We start from the raw sequence: 17396 nt of genomic DNA, 5'->3' as shown, positions 1-17396 counted from the left end.
TATGACATATAGCTCACAGAGTTCAGTGAAAAACAGTGTTATGGAATATGTATTTGTCATTGTCGGCGCAGCGGTCATTGCGTTCGGCTTTAATGTGTTTTTATTTCCAAACCAGGTCGCATCCGGCGGAGTAAGCGGAATCAGTACAATTTTGCATGGCATATTCGGATGGAATGCCGGGATTGTTCAGTATGCATTCAATATTCCTTTATTTATAGCAGGTGTGCTTGTACTAGGGAAAAAGTTCGGCATTAAATCCTTTATTGGTACGATTGCCCTTCCTTTCTTCGTTATATTAACGGAGAGCTGGGATCCTTGGACGCTGAACCCGTTATTGGGGGCTATTTTTGGCGGGATTGTTGTCGGTTTAGGGATAGGTCTTGTTTTTAAAGGGAATGCTTCAACTGGCGGGACGGATTTGCTTGCTCAGATTATTACGAAATATACAGGCTTAACATTAGGGACAAGTGTATTGTTCATCGATGGTCTGATTGCGGTCAGTGCTGCCATTGTGTTTGACCTTGAAAAAGGACTGTATGCGTTAATTGGTCTATATGTCACGACAAAAACGATTGATATTGTACAGCTAGGTTTCAGCCAATCAAAAATGGTTTACATTATTACACAAAAAGAAACGGATGTGCGCGATGCGATTTATAAAGAGATCAATCGCGGGATTACAAGGCTTCCGGCATTTGGCGGATATACAGGTGAGGAGCGTCCGGTATTAATGGTCGTTGTTTACCAAACCGAGTTCACAAGGTTGAAACAAGTATTGAAAACCGTTGACCCTCAAGCGTTTGTCATCGTTTCGGACGCATATGAAGTACTGGGCGAAGGTTTCAAAAAAGTATAAGTTTGTTATAATCGGTAGTGGAATAGAAGTTCATTTTTGGAGGGGTTCAGAATGAAAAAGAGTTTACTTACATTAGTTTTCGGTTCAGTAATTTTCCTTGCTGCATGCGGTGGAGATGATTCGGCTTCAAACGGCGAAACAGCTGAAATCGACGGGAAAAGTGTTGTACAGCAATCATGCGCAACATGCCATGGCGGTCAATTACAAGGCGGCAATGCGCCAGCGTTGAATCAATTAGGGGCTAAGTATTCGGAAGAAGAGATTTTGGATATTATTTTAAATGGTAAAGACCGTATGCCTCCTGGGATTGTAAAAGGCGAAAAAGCGGAAGCAGCTGCAGAGTATTTATCAACATTAAAGTAATATATACATAAGAAAGATGGAGCTTTATTCGCTTCATCTTTTTTTACCTTTTAAGCGAATGGCCAAGTGATGTGATTGATAATTTAAAAAACTAAGCGCGTTATATATTGGAAATGGGATAGACATGATAAAATACAGTGGAGATGCTAGAAGATAGGAGCGTACCAAATTTATGATTCAAGTAATTGCGAAAGATGTTATGGAAAAGTTTAATTTGGAGCTGATCAGTGGGGAAGCTGGTGTTGGACGATACATAACGACGAGTGATATATCCCGCCCAGGTTTGGAAATGGCCGGCTATTTTACACATTATCCAGCTGACCGTGTTCAGCTGTTAGGTAAAACAGAGCTCTCGTTTTTTGAAATGTTGCCTGAAAAGGAAAAAAGAAGCCGGATGAAGCAGCTTTGTTCGGATGAAACACCTGCGATTATTATTTCGCGCGGTTTGGACGTGCCTCAGGAACTGATCGATGCATCGAATGAAAATCATGTCCCTGTGCTCGTTACGAAGCTGACTACTACTAGATTTTCGAGCCGACTGACGAACTTTTTGGAGAGCAAGCTTGCGCCGACAACTGCCATTCATGGTGTTCTTGTTGATGTATATGGCATTGGTGTTCTTATTATTGGGAAAAGTGGTGTCGGTAAAAGTGAGACGGCACTCGAGCTTGTAAAAAAAGGGCATCGGTTAGTGGCAGATGATAGTGTGGAAATTCGTCAGGAAGGCGAAAACATGCTCGTTGGATTCCCGCCTCCATTATTGGAACATCTGCTGGAAATTCGCGGTATTGGAATCATCGATATTATGACACTGTTCGGTGCAAGTGCGGTGCGCCCGTACAAGCGTATTACATTAATAATAGAGCTTGAAACATGGGATCCGGATAAGTTTTATGATCGTCTAGGGCTGGATGAGGAGAAGATGAAAATTATTGATTCAGAAGTAACGAAGCTGACAATTCCAGTTCAGCCAGGACGAAATGTATCGGTAATTATTGAAGTAGCTGCGATGAACTACCGTCTGAAGAAAATGGGCGTCAATGCAGCGGAGGAATTTTCACGTCGTCTGGACGATATGCTTGTTCCGAATGATGAAATAGACGATTATTAATAGGTAGTTGAAGGGAGAAGTTTATGGTTACAAATTTATTAGCAATTAACCCGGTAGCATTCCACTTAGGACCGATACCGGTAAACTGGTACGGAATCATTATCGGGGTCGGGATTCTCATTGCCTACTTCCTGGCACAAAAAGAATCGGTCCGCCGTGGGTTGGATCCGGAATTTTTCGCCGACCTGCTCATTTGGGCAATTCCGATCTCTATCCTGTCAGCCCGTGTATATTACGTTGTGATGAAGTGGGACTACTATAGCCAGCATCCAGGCAGTATCATTCAAATCTGGAATGGCGGTATTGCGATTCACGGTGCATTAATCGGGGCGTTCATTACAGCATACATATTTACGAAAAAGCGCAAAGTGAGCTTCCTGAAACTGGCCGATATTGCAGCACCGAGTATTCTTGTTGGTCAGATTATTGGACGGTGGGGCAACTTCGTGAACCAGGAAGCGTATGGTGGTCCTGTATCAAGGGAATTTTTGGAAGGCCTATTTTTACCAAACTGGCTGATTGAACAAATGTACATCCGGGAAGACGGAAACTATGTACATCCGACTTTCTTATATGAATCATTATGGAATGTGGTCGGTTTAATCATCTTGCTATTTGCCCGCAAATTAAACTGGCGACGCGGCGAAATGTTTTTCTTCTATTTAATCTGGTATTCAATCGGGCGTTTCTACATCGAAGGCTTGCGTACGGACAGCCTATACTTGATAGGCGATTTGCGCTCGGCACAAGTTGTTTCGATTATCGGTATCGCAGTCGGTATCATTGCCATTGTTTACCGCCGCATGAAAGTAAAACCGGTTATCCACTATTTAGATGAAGAAAAGCCGGCTGCGACGAAAAATAATAGTAAAAATAAGAAGAGCAAGAAGAAATAATTTTAGTAAGATGTTAAGTAATTAAACGAAATAAATAAAAAAGCTGGTTGATTGGAATGGAGGGGAGTCGAGTGTAGCTGACGGCTAACGCCTTTCGCTACAAACTGCGTTTCCTGCGGGAATAGCGTGACGCCTGAGACTAGGAACAAAAGCTAAGAACGCCACGTCCTGTGGCAACGCTTTTGTGACCAACATCCTGTTGGCCTCACGCCCGCGGAAAGCGTACTCCCCGGAATGGAAATCAACCCCCTATTATGTAGGGGATAATTTTTGAAATAAAAATCACCGTCATTTAGGGAAATACTATTTAACACCGTTTGCATTAGTGCGAGCGGTTTTTTAAAAGGGAGCATACTTCAGCATGAAAACAAAAGCATTGTTGTTTGATTTTGACGGCACATTATTAAATACAAATGATTTAATTATCCAGACATTCATGTATATTTTTGACGAAAAATTTCCCGGGCAATATTCGACAGAAGACTGCCTGAGATTCATCGGTCCGTCATTAAAACAGACATTTGACGAACTGACACCGGGCGAAACTGATGTAATGATCGGGAAATACAAAGAATGGAACGCACTCAACCATGACCGTTTAGTAACAAGCTATGATGCAGTAGTCGAAACATTGGAAGAGCTCCATAATTTAGGCATCAAACTGGCGATTGTTTCAACGAAAGCAAGAGAAAGCCTTGCACGCGGTTTAAAAGTACTTTGTGCCGAACAGTATTTTGATGTCATTGTCGGTTTTGATGATGTGGAGCATGTGAAACCACATCCGGAGCCGGTTCTAGTAGCACTTGAAAAGCTGGGCGTCGCTAAAGAGGAAGCGATCATGATCGGCGACAATTCGCATGATATTGAAGGCGGGAAAAATGCAGGTGTCCGAACAGCGGGCGTTGCGTGGTCTGCTAAAGGTGTCGACTATTTAATGTCCTATGAGCCGACTTATATGCTTCATCATATGCGTGATTTATTGGATATTGTGAAAGGGGAGTAGGCATGCGCAGAACAGAACGCTACAAAGTTCAAGGTGCGAATTCATTATGGAAAGTTTATAATACCGTTTCCTTTTGGAAAGTGATGAAATGCTTTATTGTCATCCAAATTGGAAGGGTTACCCCGGTTATGGCTTGGAAAAACTGGCTGTACCGTACGTTTTTAAAAATGAAAATCGGCAAGCAGGCATCGTTGGCATTGATGGTCATGCCGGATTCCATGTTTCCGGAACGTATTACAGTCGGGGATAATTCAATCATCGGCTTTAATACGACAATTTTAGCGCATGAATATTTAATAGAAGAATACCGTCTCGGTGATGTCGAAATTGGCAGCAATGTAATGGTTGGTGCAAACTCGACGATATTACCGGGAGTGAAAATAGGAGACGGGGCAATCGTTTCTGCGGCGACATTGGTGCATAAGGACGTACCGGCAGGCGCAATGGCAGGCGGCAACCCGATGCGCATTATCTTTACTGCAGAACAAATGGCAGAACGGAAAAAGAACGATAAGCCGGTTTGGCAAAATTAAAAGTAAAATATCCATTTCCAACTAACGCGGAGATGGGTATTTTTTTATGTCTTTTCCGCCACATAACTTAATTTGGCAAAATATGATGTATAATATAAAAATATATCAGAAAATTAAATAAACTAAATATTTGTATGAATCCATTGACTACGAACATAAGTAGCAGTAAAATACTTTCATACACTAGTGATTTAACACTCTAGTATACTAAAGTGCAGTATACAGAATTTAACCAAGTACAAAAATTAGGATGTGTGAAAATGTCATCGATTAAAATGTTTGAAAAGCCACTTGGAATGCGTGATACATTACCGGAAATTTATGAAAAACTTGAACTGATCCGCTCAACAGGACGAACACTGCTACGTGAGCGCGGCTATGAATTTATAAAAACACCATCTGTTGAATATTACGATACGGTCGGAAAAGCATCTGCAATTTCCGATGCCCGACTTTTTAAATTGGTTGATAGCCAAGGAAATACTCTTGTACTACGACCTGATATGACAACACCGATTGCCCGTGTTGCCACATCGAAATTACTGAAAGAGAAAATTCCGCAACGCCTTGCCTATTTTGCAAATGTGTTCCGTGCACAGCAGCGTGAAGGCGGTCGCCCGGCTGAATTTGATCAGATGGGGATTGAACTGATTGGTGACAATTCCGTGTATGCCGATGCGGAAGTGATCATGACGGCAATCGATTTAGTAAAGGCTTATCAAATTACAGATTTCAAAGTAACAATCGGACATGCAGGTGTATTGAGCTGCATTTTGAAGGACTATACAGAAAGTGATGCACAGGCAGATGATTTAAATGATCTTCTTGTACAACGGAATTTCGTCGGGTTTGAAGAAGCGGTACTGGCATTTGATTTGCCGAAAACAAAATCCGATGCACTGTTGGCCTATATTGAAGATGCGATCAGCCTTCCTTCAATCGAAGCAATGGAGAAATATGTGCGCAAAAATGATGCGCTGGAATATATGCGGAACTTGGCCAAAATATTGGATGCGGCCGGTTATGAGGAGTACATCGCATTCGATTTCACATTATCAAGCCATATGAGTTATTACACAGGGATGTTATTTGAAGTGTTTGCTTCTGGCAGCGGATTCCCGTTAGGAAACGGCGGACGTTATGACGGCCTAATGCAGCATTTTGGTTCGCAGACAGGTGCAACAGGTTTTGGTTTGCGTGTTGACCGTGTATTCGAAGCAATGCCGAAAATCAACATCGACAAAGATGAAGTGCTTGTATTGTTCGCGGCTGAGCGTTTTGCAGAAGCACTACAGGCAGTACAGCTGCTGCGTGAACAAGGAAAGCAAGTGACTTTCCAATCATATGAAGGCATCGAAAATATCGAAGCATTAAAAGCTCACTTTAAAATCGTTAATGAATACAATAGCAGGGAGGCGTAAATAAATGACACAGCTAACAATTGCGATGCCAAAAGGCCGTATTTTCGAAGAAGCTTATGAAATGCTGCTGGAGGCTGGCTTTAACCTTCCTGAAGAAGTGGAAATGTCGCGTAAACTTATGATTGAAATACCTGAGGAAAACATCAGCTTTATTTTAGCGAAACCGATGGACGTACCGGTTTATGTCGAGCATGGGGTTGCGGATATCGGAATTGCGGGTAAAGATGTTTTACTTGAGCAGCGCCGAACTGTACATGAGCTGCTCGATCTGAAAATCAGTGAATGCTATATCGCTTCAGCAGGTTTGCCGAACACAACGATTAATGAAATTGCGCCGCGGATTGCGACGAAGTATCCGAATATTGCGATGAAGTATTACAAAGGAATCGGCGAGCAGGTTGAGATCATTGAACTGAACGGATCGATTGAACTGGCACCGATGATTGGCCTGGCCGATCGCATTGTCGATATCGTTTCAACGGGACGTACACTGAAGGAGAACGGCTTAGTGGAATATGAGCATATCGCCGAAGTTTCATCCCGATTAATCGCAAATCCTGTAAGCTATCGGATGAAAAGTGACCGCATTCAAGATTTAGTTACACGCTTGAAAAAATGTGTGAAATAAGAGGGGCTAACGAGATGAAAATAACAATTTTGGATAATGATATTTCTTTAAAACGCCAACTCGAGCAAGGCAATGAACAGCAGCTGCAAACAGTACGTGAAGTCATTCAGGATGTGCGTACAAAAGGTGATGCGGCGATTAAATATTACAGTGAAAAATGGGATGGCTTTGCACCTGAACACTTGCGCGTAGCCGAAAGTGAAATCGTTGAAGCGGTTAAAAATTTTGATCCGCAATTATACGGCGATTTACAGGAAGCGGCAGATAATATTTACCGTTATCATAATGAACAAAAACGTACGGGCTTCAAGTTGCCGCTAGAAGACGGGTCGTATTTAGGTCAAAGGATTACACCGCTTGATGCAGTAGGGTTATATGTACCTGGCGGATCTGCTGCGTATCCTTCTTCCGTATTAATGAATGTCATCCCGGCACAAGTTGCGGGAGTAAAACGTATTGTCATTACATCACCTGCTGGAAATGACGGGAAATTGCCGGAAGCTGTACTCGTTGCAGCACATATTTTAGGTGTGACGGAAATTTACAAAGTAGGCGGTGCACAGGCGATTGCTGCATTAGCATACGGGACGGAAACAATTGCCCCTGTCGATAAAATTACAGGTCCGGGCAATATATTCGTAGCATTGGCGAAACGTGAAGTATTCGGTGAAGTGAATATTGATATGATTGCCGGTCCGTCTGAAATCTGTATTTTAGCGGATGAAAGTGCGTATGCCGATGAAATTGCTGCTGACCTCTTGTCACAGGCAGAGCATGACCCATTAGCATGTGCGGTTCTGATTACAACAAGTGATGACTTGGCGGATGCAGTGGCAGAGCAAGTCGAGATTCAATTATCGAAATTGCCGAGACAGGCGATTGCACGAAAATCGATTGAAAATTTCGGTCATATTTACGTAGCGGAATCCATTAAAGATGCGGTACGTGCTGTTAATTCATTGGCACCTGAACATTTGGAAGTCATTACGGAAGATGCTGAAAAGGTTTCGGAAATGATTACACATGCCGGTGCGATTTTTATCGGCCGCTATAGCTCGGAGCCGGTAGGGGATTACTTTGCAGGCACGAACCACGTATTACCGACGAACTCAACAGCACGCTTTGCAAGTGGCTTAAATGTCGATGATTTTATTAAGCGCACGAGCGTTGTTTATTATAGCGAAAAAACTTGGCAACAAAATGCGCCGAAGATTGCGCGTCTTGCACGACTTGAAGGGTTGGAAGGACATGCAAGAGCGGTAGAATCGCGCGGCTGGAATAAAGGAGAAGAATAATGACACGTTTTGCAAAAATCGATCGCGATACAAATGAAACAAAAATTAAAGTAGAGCTCAATTTGGATGGTACAGGTCAAGCCGACATTAAGACAGGTGTTGGCTTTATGGACCATATGCTTGACCTGTTTATCAAGCACGGATTGTTTGACGGCAAAATACTGGCGGACGGGGATACATGGATTGATGATCACCATACGACAGAAGATATCGGGATTGTGTTAGGACAAGCATTCCGTGAAGCATTAGGCGATAAAAAAGGAATTAAACGCTACGGTACAGCATTTGTACCGATGGACGACGCATTGGCACAAGTTGTTGTTGACTGCTCAAACCGTCCGCATTTGGAATACCGCGTTACACCGGAACTCAATGCGAAAGTAGGAAACTTCGATACAGAGCTTGTCCATGAGTTTTTATGGAAGTTTGCATTGGAAGCACGCATTAACCTGCATGTCATCGTTCCTTACGGCCATAATACACATCATATTATTGAAGCGATTTTTAAAGCAACGGCACGTGCATTGGATGCAGCGGTTGAAATCGACCCACGTGTAAAAGGTGTGCCATCAACAAAGGGGCTGTTAACGTGAAGATCGGTGTAATTGATTATGGAATGGGCAATCTGTTCAGTGTCGAACAGGCATTGAAGCGATTGGATGTGCAAGTAATTGTTTCAAGCGATATTGAACAGTTGGAAGCGGCCGATGCTTATGTGCTGCCGGGAGTAGGCGCTTTTCCGGATGCGATGAAACGCCTGGAAGAAACAAAGCTCATCGATTTCATTCAAACGACGAAAAAGCCGCTCCTTGGTATTTGCCTTGGAATGCAGCTGATGTTTGAGGAAAGCGATGAAGTGGTGCAAACGAAAGGTCTAGGCATTTTCAAAGGACGTATCCAGCGCTTTACTGATGTTACACGCATTCCGCATATGGGCTGGAATGAGCTGAAATTAAACCAGACACCAGCGTGGTTAAATAATAAAGACTTGCCGCAGGAACGCCATGTCTACTTTGTTCACTCGTACTATGCGAGCGGCATCGATGAAATGGAGCTGATCGCCTCAGCTGATTATGAGCACGTGAAAGTACCGGGCATCGTGGCAAAAGATAATTTTACAGGTATGCAGTTCCATCCAGAAAAGTCAGGGCCGTTTGGAGTATATTTACTGACGGCTTGGACACAGGGAGTGAAAGAGGGCGTATGTTAACAAAACGAATTATTCCATGTCTTGATGTGAAAGAAGGACGTGTTGTAAAAGGGGTACAGTTTGTAGAATTGCGTGATGCAGGCGATCCGGTAGAGTTAGCGAAATTTTATGATGAGCAGGGCGCCGATGAACTTGTATTTCTTGATATTTCCGCATCGCACGAAGGCCGGGAAACGATGGTCGATGTTGTCCGTCAAACGGCAGCGGCATTGGCGATTCCTTTTACGGTAGGCGGCGGCATCCGAACGATTGATGATATGAAGCGCATTTTACGTGCGGGAGCCGATAAAGTATCGGTCAACACATCAGCACTGGAACGCCCGCAGCTTATTAAAGAAGGCGCGGATTACTTTGGGGCACAATGTATTGTTTGTGCGATCGATGCAAGGTACAGTGAAGAAGACGGAACATGGATGGTCTACACACATGGCGGCCGCAATAAAACAGCATGGACAGCAGTCGACTGGGCAAAGGAAGCGGTTCGACTGGGTGCAGGAGAAATTCTCCTTACATCGATGAACCAGGACGGCGAGAAATCAGGCTTTGACCTGGCATTAACGAAAGCGGTACGTGATGCGGTAACCGTTCCTGTCATCGCAAGCGGCGGGGCAGGGAATGCCGAACACTTCCGTGAAGTATTGCAGGATGTTGATACAGATGCTGCTTTGGCAGCGAGTATTTTCCACTATAAAGAAACAAGCGTAGCAGAAGTGAAAAGCTACTTAAAAGAAAAAGGGGTTCGTGTACGATGAACATAAAATTCGATGAACAAGGCTTAATTACAGCCGTAGTACAAGATGCACAGTCAAAAGAAGTATTAACAGTAGCTTATATGAACGAAGAATCACTCCAAAAAACGATTGAAACGAATGAAACTTGGTTTTATTCACGTTCTCGTCAGGAGCTTTGGCATAAAGGGGCAACGAGCGGCAACACGCAAAAAGTGGTTTCGATCAAAACAGACTGTGACAAGGATGCACTTGTAATTGAAGTCATTCCAGCTGGTCCGGCTTGTCATAACGGAACGACATCATGCTTTACTGAAAGCTTGGTAGAAAATGAACGTCCGGGCTCTGTCGCAATTCTTCCGCAGCTTGTAGAAGTGATTAAACAACGTGAAATCGATATGCCTGAAGGGGCGTACACAACGTATCTATTCGATAAAGGAATCGATAAAATCTGTAAAAAAGTCGGCGAAGAGGCTACAGAAGTTGTCATCGGTGCGAAAAACCGCGATGCAGAAGAAGTGAAATGGGAGTCGGCAGATCTTCTTTATCACTTACTAGTACTGCTTCAAGAGCAAAAAGTTAATGTTTATGAAGTACTGGATGTATTGCAAAAACGCCATGAAGGAAAGAAACAGTAACAAATAACAAATGTGCTAAAGCGCCCGTCCAACTCCGATAGGGCAAAACGCCACGTCCTTGTGGCATGCCCCAAATGACTCGCATCGTGTGAGCCGCAAGACTTGGAAGGCCCGACGCAAAAGTAAAAGTACCGCCACTTTTGCATGAGGGACTTAATGGTGCGAGGAGTTGGTGCTTTAGCATGGACGGGACAGCATTTTATTTTAAGGTTATTCACAATGTCAAAATTTATCATTACCTTAACAAATGAAAATTAACACCGCTTTGTCAAACGTGTTTTTAGTACATATGTGCCGAATATGCTATAATAGTAAGAATTGATTAAGGGACCACACCTGTGCGTTCCTTATTTCTTTGTTTACAAACAAATGACCTGCGTATTTGATGATATAGAATGTATTGAACGGAATGACTCGGAGGAATTTTATTGGAAAATAAACGTTTAAAACCAAAAGCTACTAATGTCGTGTCGTTTGTTCCGAATGGTGATTATTATTACAAGAAAGCTTTAAAGGCAATAGAACGAGACGAAATGGATAAAGCATATAAATTTATTAAGCGCGCGGCGGATTTAAGTCCGGATGACGCGCATGTGTTACTACAGTACGGAATACTTGAAATGGAACTGCAAAATTTCGAGCATGCATATGAGCTGATTCACACAGCCTATAGTTTAGAGCCGAATGAATCCGAAATCATTTTCATGCTGGCGGAAGTGTCGGGCTGTATCGGTCATATTGCGGATGCCCAAAAATACGCAGCACAATATTTAGAAATGGAACCTAATGGCGCATATACGGAAGACGCCTCCGAAATATTGGAGTTCGTCGACTATGTGGGCGAAGAAATGGATGACATGGACGAATTTGACGGAGCGAAGCATGTGGCACAGGAAAAGGCCCGCCGCCATATGGAGCAGGGAGATTTCAAGACGGCGATCGAGATGCTGGAGCAAATCATTGAAGAGTTTCCGGACCTTTGGAATGCCTATAACAATCTGGCGTTAGCCTATTTTTATGTGGGAGACGCGGAACAGGCCCGCGCACTTTTATATCGTGTGCTGCGCGAAAACAAAGGCAATCTTCATGCGCTATGCAACTTGGCCGTATTTGCGTATTACGAAAAAAGCAATGAAGAACTGAACGAACTGGTCGGTTTACTAAAGAAAATCCAGCCGTTCGATTGGGAAAACCGTTATAAGCTCGGTGCGACATTTGCGTTAATCGGGCAATATGAAGAGGCCTATAAATGGCTGCGTTCTATGAGTAAGAAAGGCTATGAAGGGGAGTCCGGATTCTATTTCTGGCTTGCCCAGTCAGCCTACTTCTCAGGACATGAAACAATTGCGAAAGAAGCATGGAAAATGCTTATCCAGCTGGATCCATCCAAAGAAGGAATGGAACCGTGGGCAAATGGTGAAGGCTCTATTTTACGCAATTCAGCGGAAAATCACCGTGACTTCATCATTCGTCAATTAACAGATGAGCATCAGTCCAGCCGATTATTCGGCATGTTTTTATTGAAGCGGTCCGCACATAAACAAGAGATTGTTGCACATCCTTCATTATTGAATGTTTCGAATTTCACGGCGATCGAAAAGCTTTGCATGGCATATGCACTGGACTATGATTTCAGCAACGGCAGCAAGGAAGAACAGCAATTCCTGCGTTTTATGGAAGTTGCCGAACTGATTACAGAAACGAATGATTCGATTTCGTTGGAAGTGGCGCAAGTGTTAAGTACATGGTTTGCACTTGGGGAAATCGCATTCCAACAAGGCTATTCGTTTAAAAATCGCGCGGCGCTTGCTGCAGCGGTTGAATATTCGTTCCATACGGCACTGGAAAACAAAGTGACGAAAAAAGCGGTGGCGGGTAAGTATAATATTTCGACTGCAACATTATCGAAGTATAACGATGAATTATATGAATTTGTACCGTCGGACTTTGAATAGGCAGTATATTTGTATTTATCCAAGCAATCTTATACGATAAAACTATATAAAAAGGTATACGCAAGAGGAGGATCAACATGTCTGAAGAAAAAATTTATGATGTAGTCATTATCGGAGCAGGTCCAGCAGGTATGACTGCTGCGGTATATGCATCACGCGCTAATTTATCAACATTAATGATTGAACGTGGGATTCCCGGCGGACAAATGGCTAATACGGAAGCAGTGGAAAACTACCCTGGTTTCGATACAATTTTAGGACCTGAGCTATCGACAAAAATGTTTGAGCATGCGAAAAAATTCGGTGCTGAATATGCTTACGGTGATGTAAATGAAATCATCGATGGTGAAGAATACAAAATTATCGTTTCAGGTAAAAAACAATATAAAACACGCACGATTATTATTACAACTGGTGCGGAATACAAAAAACTTGGCATCCCTGGCGAAACAGAGCTTGGCGGCCGCGGTGTAAGTTACTGTGCTGTCTGTGATGGCGCATTCTTCAAACAAAAGAACCTTATCGTAATCGGCGGGGGCGACTCTGCTGTTGAAGAAGGTGTTTACTTAACACGCTTTGCGGATAAAGTAACAATCGTACACCGTCGCGATAAGCTTCGTGCACAGAAAATTTTACAGGACCGTGCATTTGCCAATGAAAAAGTAGACTTCATCTGGAACTCAACAGTGAAAGAAATTCATGAAGTTGACGGTAAAGTAGGCAAAGTGACGTTAGCTTCAACAGTTGACGGTACTGAATCCGAAGTGGAAACTGATGGCGTATTCGTATATGTCGGCATGCTTCCATTAACAGCGCCATTTGCTTCACTGAATATTTTAAATGAAGCAGGCTATATCGTAACGAATGAAAAAATGGAAACTTCAATTCCGGGTATTTATGCAGCGGGCGATGTTCGTGAAAAAATGCTTCGTCAAATTGTAACAGCTACAGGCGACGGCAGTATCGCAGCTCAATCAGCTCAACATTACGTAGAAGAAATAAAAGAAAAAATAAAACAATAATTCTTTAACATAAATGTAATCATATCGTTACAAAATAAGGGTATACTAAAAGTGGAATTTGTTTTAACCCCCTTATATTTTTATCCTAAGGTTGTTTCAAGCGGTTTACGCTGAAGCAACCTCTTTTTTTGTGTATTTTCGACATAAATGTTGACATTCTAAATGAAACGCTTGCTTTTACTGAATGCATAGGACAAGGTATAATAGAAATAAGCTTTAGAAAAACACAATTCGCTTTGCATAGCGGTATTGTGTCTTTACTTATGTGGAATTTGTGGAGTATTAGTTATTCACTTATCCATTAAATGAAAAAGTTGAGGTGTTGTGTATGCAACGTATTACAAATTTACTCGCTATTAAAGATGGTCAAGTATTATTGCTGCAAAAGCCGAGAAGAGGCTGGTTTGTGGCACCGGGTGGGAAAATGGAGCCAGGAGAGTCCATCTATGACTCCGCTATACGCGAATTTCAGGAAGAGACGAATCTAACACCAAAAGACGTTCATTTAAAAGGCGTATATACAATGGTTATAAAAAATGGTGATACAGTCGTCGATGAGTGGATGCTGTACACATTTATTGCAACAGATGTTGAAGGTACACCTTTTGTTGAAACACGGGAAGGCGTTTTAAGCTGGTATGAAATCGATCGTTTAAAGGATCTTCCGATGGCAGCAGGTGACCGTACGAATTTATTATTTGCAGCATTAAATAAAGGTACGCAATATGGTACATTTGAATATACAGAGGATTTTGAGCTGATTAGCGAAAAAATTCAAAACTCGATGGAACAAAACTAGAGGAGATGAAATAAGTGGCTAGTTCGAGCTATACACATGAGTTAGTTATTATTACAGGAATGTCAGGGGCGGGCAAAACGGTAGCAGTTCAAAGTTTTGAGGATTTAGGTTATTACTGTGTAGATAATTTACCTCCGGAGCTTCTAACTACTTTTTTAGCGCTAATGAAAGGTTCCGAAAAAAAGATTTCACGTATGGCAGTTGTCATGGATTTACGTGGGAGAGAATTTTTTGGCTCATTGATTGAATCGCTCGACGCACTACTGGACGAAGAAGATATTTTACTGCGTATTTTATTTTTAGAATCCGATGATGCCACATTAGTTCGCCGCTACAAAGAGTCACGCCGATCACATCCGCTTGCACCTCAGGGATTACCGCTGGAAGGGATTCAACTGGAGCGCGAATTGCTTTCCGAAGTAAAAGGGCGCGCCAAATCGATCGTCAATACTTCCAAGTTGAAGCCTCGCGAATTACGTGAACGTATCGCGCAGGAATTCAGCAATATGAGCAGTCCTACGTTTTCACTGAACATTATGTCGTTCGGATTTAAGCATGGACTGCCGATTGATGCTGATTTAGTATTTGATGTCCGTTTTTTGAAAAATCCTTACTATGTTGAAGAATTACGGCATAAAACAGGGCTGCAGACAGAAGTTTCCTCATACGTACTGGCAACGGAAGAAACACAACAGTTAATTGCCAAACTGACTGACTTGTTCACTTTCATGATTCCCCATTACCGTAATGAAGGCAAATCACAGCTTGTCATCGCTTTCGGCTGTACGGGCGGGCAACATCGCTCCGTTACACTAGCAGAATACTTCGGGAAGCTATTGGCAAAAAATGATCAAGTCATCGTTACACATAGAGATATTAATCATAGGAAGGATTAATGAAATGAAAAAAAAGAGAACAAGAATCGTCGTAATTGGCGGGGGGACAGGCCTTTCTACAATTTTACGCGGTTTAAAGCAACATCCTTTTGATATAACGGCCATCGTTACGGTTGCAGATGACGGTGGCTCTTCTGGACGTTTGCGCGATGACTATGATATCCCGCCGCCAGGAGATGTGCGAAATGTAATTGCCGCACTTTCAGACGTAGAGCCGTTAGTGGAGCAAATGTTTCAATATCGCTTTTCCCAATCAAACGATTTGGACGGCCATTCGCTCGGGAATTTAATGTTGACGGCTTTAACGGAAATTACAGGTGATTTTAACCATGCGATTGCTGAAATGAGCAAAGTACTGAATGTGCACGGAAAGGTCATTCCAGCAGCGAATAAGAAGGTTACATTACATGCCGAGTTAGCAGATGGGTCAGACATTATAGGCGAGTCGAAAATTCCATCAGGCCATGCACCGATTAAACGGGTATACTTGGAGCCTAGTAATCTCAAACCTTTACCTGCTGCAGTTCATGCGATTGAACGGGCAGATTTTATTTTGATTGGACCTGGAAGTCTTTATACGAGCATCATTCCGAATTTGCTGGTTAAAGGAATCGGTCAGGCAGTCATTCGTGCGAAAGGCGAAAAGATCTACATTGCGAATTTAATGACACAGCAAGGTGAAACGAGAAACTTTACTGCTTCAAAACATATTGAAGCGATCCATGAACATGTTGGAGAAGCATTTATCCAATCGGTACTGATCAATGAAAAGGAGCTGCCTCCTTCGATTTACGATAATTACCGTGAAGAAAACGCGGAACCTGTAAAATTTGATATTGAAAGACTCAGAGAAATGGGCATCAATATTATTCCAAAAGAAATTGCACTCATTGAAAATGGAACAGTACGTCATGATGCGGTAAATCTCGCTGATTGGCTTTGTGAATATACAGTAAAGAAAAAACAAACGATGCAAGAAGAGTAGTATGGAAGAAACGCTACATAGGTTGCTGGGAAAGGGGGAGCGAATCCATGTCATTTGCATCTGAAACTAAAAAAGAACTGACGCAGGTAGAAGCCGGTGACAGCAGTTTAAAGGCGGAAGTATCTGCCCTTATACGGATGAACGGTTCGTTGAGCTTTGCGAATCGTCAAATAAGCTTGGACGTACAGACAGAAAATGCGGCAATCGCACGTCGGCTTTATACAATTGTAAAGAGGCTTTATCCGTATAATGTCGAATTGCTTGTTCGAAAAAAGATGCGTCTTAAAAAGAACAATGTGTATATATGCCGTGTTCGTGAGGGTGCGAGAGAAATTCTTGCGGATTTGGAAATTGTCTCAAATTCATTCGAGTTTAATCATACGATCGCCAAATCAATCATACCGAAAGAAAGTGAACGCCGTGCTTATCTACGTGGTGCCTTTTTGGCGGGAGGCTCGGTGAACAATCCGGAAACCTCTTCCTACCATTTGGAGATTTATTCTTTATATAAGGAGCACGGGGAAGCGTTGGCAGAGCTGATGAACCGATACGATCTGAATGCGAAAACGATCGAACGTAAAAAAGGCTTTGTGACGTATTTGAAAGAAGCCGAAAAGATTTCGGATTTTATGAATTTAGTCGGTGCTGTACAGGCAATGCTGAAGTTTGAGGATGTACGGATCATTAGAGATATGCGTAACAGTGTAAACCGTATTGTAAACTGTGAAACAGCCAACTTAAATAAAACAATAGGCGCGGCGCTGCGGCAAGTGGAAAATATCCGCTATATTGATAATGCGGTAGGTCTTGACCAGCTGCCGGAAAAACTGCGTGAAATTGCACGTCTTCGTGTGGAATATCAGGACGTGACGTTAAAAGAGCTCGGTGAAATGGTTTCAACTGGCGTTGTCAGTAAATCAGGCGTCAATCATCGTCTGCGCAAAATCGATGAAATCGCGGATGCGCTCCGTCGTGGAGAGAGTATTTAAATTCTCATAAAGATACGGGGCACGAAGCAAGTACATGGAGGGGCGCAAAAGAAAAAATTGGTAACGAT

At 42.7% G+C, this 17396-nt stretch carries 19 protein-coding genes; all 19 read left to right on the top strand.

All coding sequences use genetic code 11. The annotated features are described in order from the left end of the window. Position 1: 1 nt before the first annotated feature. The 19 genes from MKX73_RS03715 to whiA all read left to right on the top strand — a co-directional run bounded on the left by MKX73_RS03715 (position 2) and on the right by whiA (position 17328). Positions 2–856 carry a YitT family protein gene (locus MKX73_RS03715; protein WP_340716352.1) on the top strand — a complete coding sequence of 285 codons (855 nt, stop codon included), beginning with the start codon at positions 2–4 and terminating at the stop codon, positions 854–856. A 51-nt stretch (positions 857–907) separates the two neighbouring features. After that, positions 908–1219 (top strand): cytochrome c551, encoded by a 312-nt coding sequence (cccB, locus tag MKX73_RS03710; protein ID WP_340716351.1) that lies wholly within the window; start codon positions 908–910, stop codon positions 1217–1219. 172 nt (positions 1220–1391) lie between these two features. Then, complete coding sequence (gene hprK / locus MKX73_RS03705) at positions 1392–2330, top strand: HPr(Ser) kinase/phosphatase (RefSeq protein WP_340716350.1); 939 nt, start codon at positions 1392–1394, stop codon at positions 2328–2330. Between the two features lie 23 nt (positions 2331–2353). After that, complete coding sequence (lgt, locus tag MKX73_RS03700) at positions 2354–3226, top strand: prolipoprotein diacylglyceryl transferase (protein ID WP_340716349.1); 873 nt, start codon at positions 2354–2356, stop codon at positions 3224–3226. Positions 3227–3587: 361 nt separating this feature from the next. Then, positions 3588–4229 carry a pyrophosphatase PpaX gene (ppaX, locus tag MKX73_RS03695; RefSeq protein ID WP_340716348.1) on the top strand — a complete coding sequence of 214 codons (642 nt, stop codon included), beginning with the start codon at positions 3588–3590 and terminating at the stop codon, positions 4227–4229. 2 nt (positions 4230–4231) lie between these two features. Continuing rightward, positions 4232–4762: an acyltransferase gene (locus MKX73_RS03690; protein ID WP_340716347.1), complete on the top strand. Its 531-nt coding sequence runs from the start codon at positions 4232–4234 to the stop codon at positions 4760–4762. A gap of 260 nt (positions 4763–5022) precedes the next feature. Continuing rightward, on the top strand, positions 5023–6183 hold the full coding sequence (locus MKX73_RS03685; protein ID WP_340716346.1) for an ATP phosphoribosyltransferase regulatory subunit: 1161 nt from the start codon (positions 5023–5025) through the stop codon (positions 6181–6183). 4 nt (positions 6184–6187) lie between these two features. Then, the gene (gene hisG, locus MKX73_RS03680; RefSeq protein WP_008406420.1) at positions 6188–6811 is read left to right on the top strand and encodes an ATP phosphoribosyltransferase; all 624 of its coding nucleotides are present in this window, start codon (positions 6188–6190) and stop codon (positions 6809–6811) included. A 14-nt stretch (positions 6812–6825) separates the two neighbouring features. Beyond that, complete coding sequence (gene hisD / locus MKX73_RS03675) at positions 6826–8106, top strand: histidinol dehydrogenase (RefSeq protein ID WP_340716345.1); 1281 nt, start codon at positions 6826–6828, stop codon at positions 8104–8106. Next, complete coding sequence (gene hisB / locus MKX73_RS03670) at positions 8106–8699, top strand: imidazoleglycerol-phosphate dehydratase HisB (RefSeq protein ID WP_339173426.1); 594 nt, start codon at positions 8106–8108, stop codon at positions 8697–8699. The genes hisD and hisB overlap by 1 nt, the downstream gene beginning before the upstream one ends. After that, positions 8696–9316, top strand: a complete 621-nt coding sequence (hisH, locus tag MKX73_RS03665; RefSeq protein WP_340716344.1) for an imidazole glycerol phosphate synthase subunit HisH — start codon at positions 8696–8698, stop codon at positions 9314–9316. Before hisB ends, hisH begins: the two co-directional genes overlap by 4 nt. Then, positions 9310–10068, top strand: a complete 759-nt coding sequence (hisF, locus tag MKX73_RS03660) for an imidazole glycerol phosphate synthase subunit HisF (RefSeq protein WP_340716343.1) — start codon at positions 9310–9312, stop codon at positions 10066–10068. The genes hisH and hisF overlap by 7 nt, the downstream gene beginning before the upstream one ends. Beyond that, positions 10065–10682 (top strand): bifunctional phosphoribosyl-AMP cyclohydrolase/phosphoribosyl-ATP diphosphatase HisIE, encoded by a 618-nt coding sequence (gene hisIE, locus MKX73_RS03655; RefSeq protein WP_340716342.1) that lies wholly within the window; start codon positions 10065–10067, stop codon positions 10680–10682. The genes hisF and hisIE overlap by 4 nt, the downstream gene beginning before the upstream one ends. Positions 10683–11110: 428 nt before the next feature. Then, complete coding sequence (locus MKX73_RS03650) at positions 11111–12637, top strand: tetratricopeptide repeat protein (protein WP_340716341.1); 1527 nt, start codon at positions 11111–11113, stop codon at positions 12635–12637. 77 nt (positions 12638–12714) lie between these two features. Beyond that, positions 12715–13659: a thioredoxin-disulfide reductase gene (trxB, locus tag MKX73_RS03645; protein ID WP_340716340.1), complete on the top strand. Its 945-nt coding sequence runs from the start codon at positions 12715–12717 to the stop codon at positions 13657–13659. A gap of 328 nt (positions 13660–13987) precedes the next feature. Continuing rightward, entirely contained in the window at positions 13988–14458 is a 471-nt protein-coding gene (locus MKX73_RS03640; RefSeq protein ID WP_340716339.1) for an 8-oxo-dGTP diphosphatase, read from the top strand. A 14-nt stretch (positions 14459–14472) separates the two neighbouring features. Next, positions 14473–15354 carry an RNase adapter RapZ gene (rapZ, locus tag MKX73_RS03635; protein WP_340716338.1) on the top strand — a complete coding sequence of 294 codons (882 nt, stop codon included), beginning with the start codon at positions 14473–14475 and terminating at the stop codon, positions 15352–15354. A 4-nt stretch (positions 15355–15358) separates the two neighbouring features. Beyond that, the gene (locus MKX73_RS03630) at positions 15359–16339 is read left to right on the top strand and encodes a gluconeogenesis factor YvcK family protein (RefSeq protein ID WP_340716337.1); all 981 of its coding nucleotides are present in this window, start codon (positions 15359–15361) and stop codon (positions 16337–16339) included. 47 nt (positions 16340–16386) lie between these two features. Continuing rightward, positions 16387–17328, top strand: coding sequence for a DNA-binding protein WhiA (gene whiA, locus MKX73_RS03625; RefSeq protein ID WP_340716336.1), 942 nt, complete (start codon positions 16387–16389; stop codon positions 17326–17328). Positions 17329–17396: the final 68 nt, after the last annotated feature.

This window comes from Solibacillus sp. FSL W7-1436 (assembly GCF_038007305.1).
Taxonomy (GTDB): Bacteria; Bacillota; Bacilli; order Bacillales_A; family Planococcaceae; genus Solibacillus.
The sequence above is the reverse complement of the archived record's forward strand: the minus strand, read 5'-3'. Positions and strand labels throughout refer to the sequence as shown.